The sequence below is a fragment of the Methylobrevis albus genome, assembly GCF_015904235.1.
GTDB lineage: Bacteria > Pseudomonadota > Alphaproteobacteria > Rhizobiales > Pleomorphomonadaceae > Methylobrevis_A > Methylobrevis_A albus.
Genome location: NZ_JADZLT010000056.1, coordinates 1 through 12,473, shown reverse-complemented (window position 1 = coordinate 12,473; position 12,473 = coordinate 1). Strand labels below are relative to the sequence as shown.

At 67.5% G+C, this 12,473-nt stretch carries 11 protein-coding genes; 9 read left to right on the top strand and 2 right to left on the bottom strand.

All coding sequences use genetic code 11. From position 1 onward, the window contains the following. Positions 1–391 precede the first annotated feature (391 nt). The 3 genes from I5731_RS17505 (at position 392) to pssA (ending at position 2,951) form a co-directional block, all read left to right on the top strand. Positions 392–1,228, top strand: a complete 837-nt coding sequence (locus I5731_RS17505) for a tetratricopeptide repeat protein (RefSeq protein ID WP_328839108.1) — start codon at positions 392–394, stop codon at positions 1,226–1,228. Between the two features lie 96 nt (positions 1,229–1,324). Continuing rightward, on the top strand, positions 1,325–2,056 hold the full coding sequence (locus I5731_RS17500; protein WP_268926592.1) for a phosphatidylserine decarboxylase: 732 nt from the start codon (positions 1,325–1,327) through the stop codon (positions 2,054–2,056). Between the two features lie 4 nt (positions 2,057–2,060). Beyond that, positions 2,061–2,951: a CDP-diacylglycerol--serine O-phosphatidyltransferase gene (pssA, locus tag I5731_RS17495; RefSeq protein ID WP_197312710.1), complete on the top strand. Its 891-nt coding sequence runs from the start codon at positions 2,061–2,063 to the stop codon at positions 2,949–2,951. Positions 2,952–3,030: 79 nt separating this feature from the next. On the opposite strand, the gene I5731_RS17490 is transcribed toward pssA, so the two are convergent. Beyond that, positions 3,031–3,270, bottom strand: coding sequence for a hypothetical protein (locus I5731_RS17490; protein ID WP_197312709.1), 240 nt, complete (start codon positions 3,268–3,270; stop codon positions 3,031–3,033). A 251-nt stretch (positions 3,271–3,521) separates the two neighbouring features. Between I5731_RS17490 and puuE the strand changes: the two genes are divergently transcribed. Further along, positions 3,522–4,433, top strand: a complete 912-nt coding sequence (gene puuE / locus I5731_RS17485) for an allantoinase PuuE (protein ID WP_197312708.1) — start codon at positions 3,522–3,524, stop codon at positions 4,431–4,433. A 31-nt stretch (positions 4,434–4,464) separates the two neighbouring features. On the opposite strand, the gene I5731_RS17480 is transcribed toward puuE, so the two are convergent. Next, positions 4,465–5,454 carry a LysR substrate-binding domain-containing protein gene (locus tag I5731_RS17480; protein ID WP_197312707.1) on the bottom strand — a complete coding sequence of 330 codons (990 nt, stop codon included), beginning with the start codon at positions 5,452–5,454 and terminating at the stop codon, positions 4,465–4,467. Between the two features lie 268 nt (positions 5,455–5,722). Between I5731_RS17480 and chvE the strand changes: the two genes are divergently transcribed. The 5 genes from chvE to I5731_RS17455 form a co-directional block, all read left to right on the top strand. Continuing rightward, positions 5,723–6,769, top strand: a complete 1,047-nt coding sequence (chvE, locus tag I5731_RS17475; RefSeq protein ID WP_407941860.1) for a multiple monosaccharide ABC transporter substrate-binding protein — start codon at positions 5,723–5,725, stop codon at positions 6,767–6,769. 108 nt (positions 6,770–6,877) lie between these two features. After that, the gene (gene mmsA, locus I5731_RS17470) at positions 6,878–8,413 is read left to right on the top strand and encodes a multiple monosaccharide ABC transporter ATP-binding protein (protein ID WP_197312705.1); all 1,536 of its coding nucleotides are present in this window, start codon (positions 6,878–6,880) and stop codon (positions 8,411–8,413) included. Beyond that, positions 8,410–9,606, top strand: a complete 1,197-nt coding sequence (mmsB, locus tag I5731_RS17465) for a multiple monosaccharide ABC transporter permease (protein WP_197312704.1) — start codon at positions 8,410–8,412, stop codon at positions 9,604–9,606. Before mmsA ends, mmsB begins: the two co-directional genes overlap by 4 nt. 167 nt (positions 9,607–9,773) lie before the next feature. Continuing rightward, on the top strand, positions 9,774–10,766 hold the full coding sequence (araD1, locus tag I5731_RS17460; RefSeq protein WP_197312703.1) for an AraD1 family protein: 993 nt from the start codon (positions 9,774–9,776) through the stop codon (positions 10,764–10,766). Between the two features lie 322 nt (positions 10,767–11,088). Continuing rightward, positions 11,089–12,473: aldehyde dehydrogenase family protein (locus tag I5731_RS17455; RefSeq protein ID WP_197312702.1), on the top strand; the 1,385-nt coding region annotated here is incomplete at its 3' end.

The window sequence follows — 12,473 nt, the reverse complement described above, 5'->3', positions numbered from 1 at the left end:
AATCGGCACGACCGTCGTCCTCGTCACCGGAGCGGGCGATCGCCTGATCCGCTTCCAGAACGTCTCGAGGAAACGCTGTTTCCGTCGTCCTGCGGCATGGCCGTATTGATGCCGGAAATCTGGGGCATGACTGTCCGGACAGGACGGGGGTGCCAGGTCGAAGGCCCGGCCTTGGTGCCAACGACGCGTTTACCCGCCGCGAGTATCGTGGCTCGGGAGATATGATGACCGGTCGCGCCGACCGAAACCCGAGGTCGGCGAGAGGACCGGAAAAGACCGAGCGTCGGCGCTTTCCGACGCGCGTAGGGAACCAGGGGGCGCCGGTTTTGCGTCGCGACCCCGAGAGTGCAGAGCGATCATGCTGAAAGTCGAGCGTATGGTGGCTGGATCGGTGAGTGTCGGTCGGAAGTTCGGTATCGCCGTGATCGTGGGACTGGTGGCCTCCGCACCGGCGTATGCGTTCGACGTGAAGTCCGTGCCGGACGGCGCCTGGAGCGAGCAGCAGGTCGACGAGGCGTTTCGCGACGGCACCCGCGCCTATTTCTCCGGCGACAAGGTCGCCGCCCTCGATGGCCTGATGGCCGCCGCGAAGAACGGTCATCCCGCCGCCAAGTGGAAGCTCGGCCGCATGTACTCGCGCGGCGACGGCGTCGACGAGAACGATCTGCAGGCCTTCGAATATTTCAGCGAGATCGTCGCCGAACACGCCGACGATTCGCCGCAGTCGCCGCAGGCGCCCTTCATCGCCAGCGCCTTCGTCGAGATCGGCTCCTACTACCGCACCGGCATCGAGAACTCGACGATCCGCGCCAACGACCGCCGTGCCCGCGAGATCTTCACCTACGCCGCCTCCTACTTCGGCGACGCCACCGCGCAGCTGAAGCTGGCGGAGATGTATCTCACCGGCAGTGGCGGGGAGCAGGATCCGCGGCAGGCGGCGCGCTGGCTGCAGCTCGCGGCCAAGAAGGGCCAGCTCAAGGCGCAGGTGCGCCTCGGCGAACTGCTCACCCTCGGCACGGAGATCGAGCCGAGCCCCGTGCACGGTCTGATGTGGCTCACCGTCGCCATGAAGCGGGCCCGCGCTCTCGGCGTGCCGGACGCCGAGATCCGCGACCTGCACGAGCAGGCCTTCTCGCTGGCGAGCGAGGACGTGCGCCGTCGCGCCATGACGATGGCGTCGCGCTGGCTCGAGGACAATCAGGAAAGCACGGCCGTCGCCGCGCAGTGACCTCGATCCGGCGACGGATCGACGGGCGCGGACCGGTTCGGCTTTCCATCGCGGCGGCTCTATGCCAAACGTGACGCATCGGCCGGCTTCCGGCCCCTGACGCACAGCGGAGACCGCACCGAGCCGATGTCCATCCTCAAGTCGATCGAAAACGCCATCCCGCCGATCCATCCCGAGGGTCACAAGTTCATCGCCATCTTCGCGGTGGTGACGCTGATCGTCGGCTGGTTCGTGACGCCGCTGTTCTGGATCGGCCTGGCGTTGACGATCTGGTGCGCGCTGTTCTTCCGCGACCCCGTCCGCGTCACCCCCGTGGCGCCGGGCCTGGTGATCAGCCCCGCCGACGGCCGCGTCTCGCATATCGCGCTGGTCGTGCCGCCGCCGGAGCTCGGCCTCGGCGACCGGCCGCGCCTGCGCATCTGCGTCTTCATGAACGTCTTCGACTGCCACGTGAACCGGGCCCCCGTCGCGGGCCGGGTGGCGCGGATCGTCTACCGGCCGGGCAAGTTCCTCAATGCCGAGCTCGACAAGGCGAGCGAGGACAACGAGCGCAGCGGCATGGTGATCACCACCCCCGCCGGCCTCGACATCGGCGTCGTGCAGATCGCCGGCCTCATCGCCCGCCGCATCGTCGGTTTCGTCAGGGAAGGCGAGACGCTGGCGATCGGCGACCGCTTCGGCCTGATCCGCTTCGGCTCGCGCGTCGACGTCTACCTGCCGGAAACGGCGGGCGCGCGGGTCGCCGTCGGCCAGCACACCTATGCCGGCGAAACCGTGCTCGCCGATCTCGCCGGCGGCCCGATCGCGCCCGTGGTCCGGGTGAGCTGACGCGATGAGCACCTTTTTCCCGCCGTTCGAGCCGTTCGAACCCAAGCCCGAGGGCCGTGGCCGCCGCCGCATCGGCCGGCTGCCGATCCGCTACCTGGTGCCGAACCTCATCACGCTGCTGGCGCTCTGCTCGGGCATCACCGCGATCCGCCTCGCGATGGAGGGCCGCTACGATCTCGCGATCGGCGCGGTGGTCTTCGCCGCGGTGCTCGACGGGCTGGACGGCCGGGTGGCGCGCTATCTGAAGTCCACCTCGCGCTTCGGCGCCGAACTCGATTCGCTGACCGACTTCGTCAACTTCGGCGTCGCCCCGGCCATCCTGCTCTATGGCTGGACGTTGCACGAAGTGCGCTCGATCGGCTGGATCGCGGCCCTTCTGTTCGCCATCGCCGCCGCACTGCGCCTCGCGCGTTTCAACGTGATGCTGCTCGCGGCCGACCGGCCGGCCTGGCAGGGCAACTTCTTCGTCGGCGTGCCGGCGCCCGCCGGCGCCATCGCCGTGCTGCTGCCGATCACGGTCGGCCTGATCAATCGCGACCTGGTGTTGCCCGATTTTGCGGCGCCGCTGGTCGCGCTCTACACGGTGCTGGTCGGCGTGCTGATGGTCAGCCGGGTGCCCACATTCTCGGGCAAGAAGCTCGGCGGCGTGCGGCGCGATCTCGTCGTGCCGCTGTTCGTCGTCTTCGTGCTGTTCGCGGGTCTCGCCGTGAACTACCCGTTCGAGGTGCTGGCGACCCTGACGTCGATCTACCTGATCGCGCTGCCCTTCGGCTGGCGCGCCTGGAACAGGCTCGCCCGGGCGCATGGCGCCCGCGAGGAAGAGGTCACGCTGGACATCTCGTCGAAGGACGACGATGACGATATCCGCCCTGCGGACGATCCGTCGAAGCCTTGAAGGCGGGGGACGCGCGTGGTGTCCGCCCCGGTTTTACACCGGGGCACCGGGCCGGAGGCGGCCCGGCATAGGCTGGGCCTCAGCGCGGCAGGCCGTCGATGACGCGGACGCGCTCGGCGAGCGGTGCGTCGGGAAACGCCGCCCGCAGGATGCGCAAGGCGTCGTTGCCGCTGTGCGGGCGAGCGCGGAGAAGATGCACCTTCATCGCCTCGAGACGGTCGAGCAACGCGGGTTCACCGCGGCTGCGACCCTGCTCGGCCACTTCGGCCGGGCTGGCGGCATTGGAAAGATACTCGGCACGCGTCGACGCTACGGGCATGATCGCCTCCGCCTGAACTGCGTATCGTTCAGGATTCGCTGAAAATCGTATACGGACCGTTAACACCAATAAAGGAACCACTTTCCGTTATCGGTCATACCTTTGAACGCAACCGCGCCCGCCGGGTTTCATCGCGCCGGAAATTTTCCTGACAGACCAACCACGTGACGTCGGCCCAGACAGCCGACGACCTTGCCAAGGCCCGGTGCGCCGCAGCATCCTGCCGGCGCAGGCTGGCAACGGAGAATCGCATGTCGGACACCTATCCTCGCGACATGATCGGCTATGGGCGCACGCCGCCGGATGCGGCCTGGCCCGACGGCGCCAATGTCGCCGTGCAGTTCGTCCTCAACTACGAGGAGGGCGGCGAGAACAACGTGCTGCATGGCGATGCGGCCTCCGAGGCGTTCCTCTCCGAGATCGTCGGGGCGCAGCCCTGGGTCGGCCAGCGCCACTGGAACATGGAATCGATCTACGAATACGGCTCGCGCGCCGGCTTCTGGCGGCTGTGGCGCCTGTTCACCGGGCGCTCGGTGCCCGTCACCGTCTATGGCGTCGCCACCGCGCTGCAGCGCAATCCGGACGTCGTCGCCGCCATGCAGGAAGCCGACTGGGAGATCGCCAGCCACGGCCTGAAATGGATCGAGTACAAGGACTTCTCGGAAGCCGAGGAGCGCGCGCACCTCGAGGAGGCGATCCGCATCCACACCGAGGTGACCGGCTCGCGGCCGCTCGGCTGGTACACCGGCCGCAGTTCGATGCAGTCGCAGAAGCTGGTGATGGAGGAGGGCGGCTTCCTTTATTCCTCCGATTCCTACGCCGACGACCTGCCGTATTGGGTCGAGGGACCGAACGGGCCGCACCTCGTCATTCCCTATTCGCTCGACGCCAACGACATGCGCTTTGCGACGCCGCAGGGTTTCAACGCCGGCGACCAGTTCTTCGCCTACCTGAAGGACAGCTTCGACGTGCTCTACGACGAGGGCGCGGCCGGCAGCCCCAAGATGATGTCGATCGGCCTGCACTGCCGCCTCGCCGGCCGCCCGGGCCGCGCCGCGGCGCTCGCGCGCTTCATCGACTACGTGCTGTCGCACGACAAGGTCTGGCTGCCGCGGCGCATCGACATCGCGTGGCACTGGTCGAAGCACCACCCGCCGAAGTGACGGCGAAGGCGCCGCGCATCGCGCCGGGCGGTCAGGCCGTCACGTCGAGAATCGTGTCGTAGAGCAGCTTGGCCGCCGGCGAGAGCTGGCGGTTGCGCGCCATGATCAGGCTGTAGGGCTGCACCACGATCTCGAAGTCGGTCGGCAGGATCGACACCGCGCCGGCCATCCCGTCGGCGCCGACGAGAAACTGCGCCACCTCGCGGGCGACCGGGGCGATCGAATCGGTCTGCGCGACCATCACCATCGTCAGCAGCAGCGACGTCGTGTTGAGGATCCGCTCGGGCAGCGCCACGCCCTGCATCAGGAACAGGCCCTCGATCGTCCGGCGCAGCAGCGAGCCGCTCGGCTGCAACACCCATTCGTAGCCGTTGAGCTCGGCGAGCCGCAGCGTACCGGACTGCATCAGCGGGTGCCCCCGGCGCACGATCAGGCAGGCGTGCTCGAGGCCGATGACACGGGCGTCGAACAGCTGCGGATTGAGGTCGTCGGGGATGCGGGCGATGATGAAGTCGTGCCGCGAGGCGAGCAACTCGCGCGCCAGCACGATGCTGGTGTCGACCTGGATGTTGACGTCGATGCGCGGATAGCGGGCCCGGACCCGGTTGATCGCCGGCACGGCGAGATCGATCGCCGGCGCCGTCACGGCCCCGAGAAACACCGAGCCGCCGCGTCCCGTCTTCAGATCCCGGATCTCCCGGTCGGCCTCGCGCACCTCGAGCAGGATCGAGCGCGCCCGCCGCGCAAACGCCCGGCCGTAGGCGGTGAGTTCCACGCCGCGCGGCAGCCGCTCGCAGATCGCGACCCCGAGCAGCGCCTCGATCTCGGCGATCATCCGCGACGCCGCCGGCTGCGAGATATTGAGCACCGAGGCGGCGGCGCTGACCTGCTCGCTGTCGTCGAGCGCGACGATCATTTTCAGATGCGCGAACTTCAGCCCGCTGCGCAGCAGCTTGTCGCCCTCGAACGGCGAGGACAGCGCCGCGTCGCCGTGGATTTTCTCGTCGTGCCGATGCGGCATCGCTTTCCCCCGTTCGCCCGGCGGCCCGCCCCAGGGGGACAGAGCCGGTAACGCATACCAGATTTGGCATGATAACTCGCCAAATGCGAATTTGACAGTTATGTCGCCGGCGCTCAATTTGCCCCACGACGAAGCGCGGGCGGTCAGCCGCCGGCTACGACCCATGGTGCGATCGACCTCGTCGATCGTTCGGGGGCAGGGGATCGCTTCGGCCGGAACGACAAGAAGTGAAGCCAAGGGGAGAGGGAACGTGAAGGTTCTTAAAACGATTGCGACGGCGCTGGCCGTCGGTGTCTTCGCGCTGGGCGCATCCGCTTTCGCGCAGGACAAGGGCACCATCGGCGTCTCGATGCCGACCAAGTCGTCGGCCCGCTGGATCGCCGACGGCGACAACATGGTGAAGGCGCTGACCGAAAAGGGCTACGGCGTCGACCTGCAGTACGCCGAAGACGACATCCCCAACCAGCTCGCCCAGATCGAGAACATGATCACCAAGGGCGTCAAGGTCCTGGTCATCGCCGCGATCGACGGTACCACCCTGTCGAACGCGCTCGAGAACGCCGCCGCCAGCGACATCAAGGTCGTCGCCTATGACCGCCTGATCCGTGATTCGGGCAACGTCGACTACTACACGACCTTCGACAACTTCCAGGTCGGCGTGATCCAGGCTTCTTCGATCGAAGACAAGCTGGACCTCAAGAGCGGCGCGGGTCCGTTCAACATCGAGCTGTTCGGCGGCTCGCCCGACGACAACAACGCCTTCTTCTTCTACAACGGCGCCATGTCGGTGCTGCAGCCCTACATCGACAGCGGCAAGCTCGTCGTGCAGTCCGGCCAGATGGGCATGGACAAGGTCGGCACGCTGCGCTGGGACGGCGCCGTCGCCCAGGCGCGCATGGATAACCTGCTTTCGGCCTACTACACCGACAAGCGCGTCGACGCGGTGCTCTCGCCCTACGACGGCCTGTCGATCGGCATCCTCTCGTCGCTGAAGGGCGTCGGCTACGGCAGCGGTGACATGGCCATGCCCGTCGTCACCGGCCAGGACGCCGAAGTGCCGTCGATCAAGTCGATCCTCGCCGGCGAGCAGACCTCGACCGTGTTCAAGGACACCCGCGAACTCGCCAAGGTCACCGCGGCGCTGATCGACCAGGTGCTGTCGGGCGGCGAGCCCGAGATCAACGACACCTCGACCTATGACAACGGCGTCAAGGTGGTGCCGTCCTACCTGCTGAAGCCCGTCAGCGTCGACGCTTCCAACTGGGAAGAAGTGCTGATCGGCAGCGGCTACTACGAGGCCAGCCAGTTCGAATAATCGATATCGAACGAGACGGACGGCGGAGCGCGCGCATCCTCGCGGGCGCTCCGCCGGTCACGCCCGGCGAAGGCCGGGCCCTGTCCAGGAAGGCGTGAAGGCCCGGCCATGAATGCGATCCTCGAAATGCGCGGGATCACCAAGACGTTCCCCGGCGTCAAGGCGCTCGAGAACGTCAACCTGACGGTGAAGGCCGGCGAGATCCACGCGATCGTCGGCGAGAACGGCGCCGGCAAGTCGACGCTGATGAAGGTGCTGAGCGGCGTCTACCCGCACGGCTCCTATTCGGGCGAGATCATCTACGAGGGCGAGGAGCGGCGCTTCGCCGACATCGCCGACAGCGAGAAGATCGGCATCATCATCATTCATCAGGAGCTGGCGCTGGTGCCGCTGCTCTCGATCGCCGAGAACCTCTTCCTCGGCAACGAGCAGGCGAAGCACGGCATCATCGACTGGAACCTCGCCTTCCGGCGCACGCAGGAGCTGCTGCGCAAGGTCGGGCTGAAGGAATCGCCCAACACGCTGGTGACCAACATCGGCGTCGGCAAGCAGCAGCTGGTCGAGATCGCCAAGGCGCTGGCGAAAGAGGTCAAGCTGCTGATCCTCGACGAGCCGACGGCCAGCCTCAACGAGACCGACAGCGACGCGCTGCTCGACCTGCTGCTGGAATTCAAGGCGCACGGCATCTCGTCGATCCTGATCTCGCACAAGCTGAACGAGATCTCGAAGGTCGCCGACACGATCACCGTGATCCGCGACGGATCGACCGTCGACACGCTCGACTGCCGCGCCGAGGCGATCAGCGAGGACCGCGTCATCCGCGCCATGGTCGGCCGCGACATGGCCCACCGCTTCCCGAAGCGCACGCCGGACATCGGCGCGCCGATCCTGGAGGTGCGCGACTGGGTCGTGCATCACCAGATCCATGCGGAACGCCGCGTGATCAAGAACATCAACCTCACCGTCCACCGCGGCGAGGTGCTCGGCATCGCCGGGCTGATGGGGGCAGGGCGCACCGAGTTCGCCATGAGTGTGTTCGGCCGCTCCTACGGCCAGCGCATTTCCGGCAAGGTGCTGATGGACGGCCGCGAGATCGACGTCTCGACCATCGGCCGCGCCGTCGACAACGGCATCGCCTATGTGACCGAGGACCGGAAGCACTACGGCCTGGTCCTCGGCGAGGACATCAAGAAGAACGTGACGCTCGCCAACCTCGGCGGCGTCTCCTCCGGCGGGGTCATCGACGACCTCAAGGAACTGAAAGTCGCGAACAGCTTCCGCCAGAAGCTGCGGATCCGCTGTTCCAGCGTGTTCCAGCAGACGGTGAACCTCTCCGGCGGCAACCAGCAGAAGGTGGTGCTGTCGAAGTGGCTGTTCGCGCAGCCGAAGGTGCTGATCCTCGACGAGCCGACGCGCGGCATCGACGTCGGCGCCAAATATGAAATCTACACGATCATCAACGAGCTCGCCGCCGAGGGCAAAGCCGTGGTGATGATCTCTTCCGAAATGCCCGAGCTGCTCGGCATGTGCGACCGCATCCTGGTGATGAACGAAGGTGTCTTCGTCGCCGAGTTCAGCGGCGCCGAGGCGACGCAGGAAAAGATCATGCGGGCGATCGTGAAGGCGGGGGAGCGCGCAGCATGAGCAACGAAGCCGCGGCCGACAAGGGCCCGAACGCGAAGAAGTCCTACACCGGCTTCCTCGGCAACAATCTCCGCGACTACGGCATGATGCTGTCGCTGTTCGCGATCATGATCTTCTTCCAGATCATGACCGACGGCACGCTGATGCGCCCGGTGAACCTCACCAATCTGGTGCTGCAGAACAGCTACATCATCATCATGGCGCTGGGCATGCTGCTCGTCATCGTCGCCGGGCACATCGACCTCTCGGTCGGGTCCGTCGCCGGCTTCATCGGCGGCCTCGCGGCGGTGATGATGGTGCAGTACAACGTGCACTTCATTCCCGCGACAATCATCTGCCTCGTCGCCGGCGGCCTGATCGGCGCGGCGCAGGGCTACTGGATCGCCTTCCACAAGATCCCGTCGTTCATCGTCACCCTGGCCGGCATGCTGGTGTTCAAGGGCCTGACGCTGGCGCTGCTCGCCGGCCAGTCGGTCGGCCCGTTCCCGCAGACCTTCCAGAAGCTGTCGTCGGGCTTCATTCCCGACGTCTTCGGCGGCGAGACGTTGCGCCTCACCTCGATGCTGATCGCGGCGCTGCTCGCGGCCGCCCTGGTGATCGCCAACCTGCGGCACCGCTCGAACCAGCAGGCGCATGGCGTCGAGGACGAGCCCTACGCCTTCTTCATCGGCAAGAACGTCGTGTTCGCGGGCGCGATCCTCTACATCGGCTACCTGATGGCGACCTATCGCGGCCTGCCGAATGTGCTCGTCGTGATGTTCGCGCTGATCCTGTTCTACACTTTCGTGACCAACCGCACGACGGTCGGGCGCCGGGTCTACGCCCTCGGCGGCAACGAGAAGGCGGCGCGGCTGTCGGGCATCAAGACCGACCGGCTCACCTTCTTCACCTTCGTCAACATGGGCGTGCTGGCGGCGCTCGCCGGCCTGATCTTCGCCGCGCGGCTCAACACCGCGACGCCGAAGGCCGGCCTCGGCTTCGAACTCGACGTGATCGCGGCCTGCTTCATCGGCGGCGCCTCGGCCTATGGCGGCGTCGGCAAGGTCATGGGCGCGGTGATCGGCGCGTTCATCATGGGGGTGATGAACAACGGCATGTCGATCCTCGGCATCGGCATCGACTATCAGCAGGTCATCAAGGGCCTGGTGCTGCTCGCCGCCGTGTTCATCGACGTCTACCACAAGAACAAGTGACGGGGACTTGCGTGCATCGACCGGCGCGTCGCGCCGGTCTCATCTAGGAGGCGCCGAAGACGGGCAGGGCCCGCGCCACCGCTCCGCGAGCGGACGGCGAAGCCATGCCTTCAAAGGCGGCGGCCGACGGGCCAACCGGCGGCCGGACAGAACGGGAGCGCTACAGCATGTTGCTTTCACAGATCACCGACGGCGGCGGCACGATCCACGTCGTCGCCCGCAATGGCCGCACGGCGCGGGTCGTCGAGGGCGCACGCTCGGTCTATTCGCTCGCCCAGAAGGCGGCGCGCAGCGGCGTCGGCATCGCCGAGTTCGTCGAGCGCCTCGGCTTCGGTGAGGCGGTCGACCTCGAGGCGGCGGCGAAGGACGGCCGCCTCGTCTCGCCGATCGCCCATCCCGATCCGGCGCACCTGCACCTCACCGGCACCGGCCTCACCCACCTCGGCTCGGCCTCGACCCGCGACGCCATGCACAAGAAGCTGGACGAGGCCGGCGAGACGGCGCTGACCGATTCCATGAAGATGTTCCGCATGGGCCTCGAGGGCGGCAAGCCGGCGAACGGCGGCGTCGGCGTGCAGCCGGAGTGGTTCTACAAGGGCAACGGCGACATGGTGGTGGCGCCCGGCGCGGCGCTGGTCTCGCCCTCCTTCGCCGAGGACGGCGGCGAGGAGCCGGAGATCGCCGGCATCTACGTGATCGGCGACGACGGCACGCCGCTGCGGGTCGGCTTTGCCCTGTCGAACGAGTTCTCCGACCATGTCACCGAGCGGGTCAATTACCTCTACCTCGCCCATTCCAAGCTGCGGAACGCGTCGTTCGGGCCGGAAATCCTGGTCGGGGCGCTGCCGGAGGACGTGCGCGGCACTTCGCGCATTCTGCGCGGCGGCGCGGTGATCTGGGAGAAGCCGTTCCTGTCGGGGGAGGCGAACATGTCCCACACCATCGCCAACCTCGAGCACCACCACTTCAAGTACGACGTCTTCCGCCGCCCGGGCGACGTTCACATCCACATGTTCGGCACCGCGACCCTTTCGTTCGCCGACGGCGTCAAGGTGGCGCCCGGCGACGTGTTCGAGATCGCCGCCCCCGACTTCGGCCTGCCGCTGCGCAATCCGCTGGCGGTGGCGCAGGAGGCACGGGTGCTGGTGAAGGCGCTTTGAGGGGGTAGGGCGAGGCGAGTCCGTGCCGAGTGGCCTCCCCCCTCCCTGTCCCTCCCCCGCTTCGCAGGAGAGGGGACGCAGGAGGTTAGGGCGGTCTTCCCACTGGCACTGCGGTTCGGCACGGATTTCGTTTTGCGAAGGCCCTCTCGCCGATCGTCCCCTCTCCTGCGAAGCGGGGGAGGGACAGGGAGGGGGGGAGGCCACACGGGGATCCGATCCGAGGTCCCCGACATGCCGGCCCCCATTGCGCGGGCCGGACGAATGACAGAGACGGTGGGCCAGGCGCGGCCATCCCGCGCGGCACACACGAGGAGATCCTGACGTGACATTGCACCAGAACCTGATCGACGGCGCGTGGGTGGGCGGCGAGGGTGTCGCCAACATCAACCCGTCGGACACCAACGACGTCGTCGGCGAATACGCCCGGGCGTCGAAGGACGACGCGCTGGCGGCGATCGCGGCGGCGAAGGCGGCGTTTCCGAAGTGGTCGCGCTCCGGCATCCTCGAGCGCCACCAGATCCTGCGCAAGACCGCCGACGAGATCCTCGCCCGGAAGGACGAGCTCGGCCGGCTGCTGTCGCGCGAGGAAGGCAAGACGCTGGCCGAGGGCGTCGGCGAGACCGTGCGCGCCGCGCAGGTGTTCGACTTCTTCGCCGGTGAGGTGCTGCGGCTCGCCGGCGAGGCGATCCCGAGCGTGCGCCCCGGCGTCGGCATCGAGGTGACGCGCGAGCCGGTCGGCGTCGTCGGCATCATCACGCCGTGGAACTTCCCGATCGCCATCCCCGCCTGGAAGATCGCCCCGGCGCTCGCCTACGGCAACACCGTGGTGTTCAAGCCGGCCGAGCTGGTGCCCGGCTGCGCCTGGGCCATCGTCGACATTCTCCACCGGGCCGGCCTGCCGAAGGGCGTGCTCAACCTCGTCATGGGCAAGGGCTCGGTGGTCGGCCAGGCGATGCTGGACAGCCCCGACGTCACCGCGCAGACCTTCACCGGCTCGGTCGCGACCGGCAAGCGCGTCGCCGCGGCCTGTGTCGAGCATATGCGCAAGTTCCAGCTCGAGATGGGCGGCAAGAACCCGCTGGTGGTGCTCGACGACGCCGACCTCGCCGTCGCCGTCGACTGCGCCGTCAACGGCGCCTTCTTCTCGACCGGCCAGCGCTGCACCGCCTCGTCGCGCCTCATCGTGACGGAGGGCATCCACGACCGCTTCGTCGCCGCCGTGACGGAGAAGCTGAAAGGCCTCGTCGTCGACGACGCGCTGAAGGCCGGCACCCACATCGGCCCGGTGGTCGACCCGAACCAGCTCGCGCAGGATCAGGATTACGTCGAGATCGGCCGGAAAGAGGGCGCGACGCTCGCCTTCGGCGGCGAGCGGCTGAACCGCGAGACGCCCGGCTTCTACCTGCAGCCGGCCCTCTTCACCGAGGCGACCAACGCGATGCGGATCTCGCGCGAGGAGATCTTCGGGCCCGTCGCGAGCGTGATCCGGGTCAAGGACTACGACGAGGCGCTGCAGCTTGCCAACGACACGCCGTTCGGCCTCTCGTCGGGCATCTGCACGACCAGCCTGAAGTACTCCACGCACTTCCGGCGCAATGCCGAGGCCGGCATGGTGATGGTGAACCTCCCCACCGCCGGCGTCGACTTCCACGTCCCCTTCGGCGGCCGCAAGGGCTCGAGCTTCGGCTCGCGCGAGCAGGGCCGCTA

What these genes read in the sequence shown, in the direction of transcription:
- pssA (WP_197312710.1), top strand. Translation starts at nt 2,061, where the DNA reads ATGAGCACCTTTTTCCCGCCGTTCGAGCCGTTCGAACCCAAGCCCGAG.
- I5731_RS17490 (WP_197312709.1), bottom strand. Translation starts at nt 3,270, where the DNA reads ATGCCCGTAGCGTCGACGCGTGCCGAGTATCTTTCCAATGCCGCCAGC.
- puuE (WP_197312708.1), top strand. Translation starts at nt 3,522, where the DNA reads ATGTCGGACACCTATCCTCGCGACATGATCGGCTATGGGCGCACGCCG.
- I5731_RS17480 (WP_197312707.1), bottom strand. Translation starts at nt 5,454, where the DNA reads ATGCCGCATCGGCACGACGAGAAAATCCACGGCGACGCGGCGCTGTCC.
- mmsA (WP_197312705.1), top strand. Translation starts at nt 6,878, where the DNA reads ATGAATGCGATCCTCGAAATGCGCGGGATCACCAAGACGTTCCCCGGC.
- mmsB (WP_197312704.1), top strand. Translation starts at nt 8,410, where the DNA reads ATGAGCAACGAAGCCGCGGCCGACAAGGGCCCGAACGCGAAGAAGTCC.
- araD1 (WP_197312703.1), top strand. Translation starts at nt 9,774, where the DNA reads ATGTTGCTTTCACAGATCACCGACGGCGGCGGCACGATCCACGTCGTC.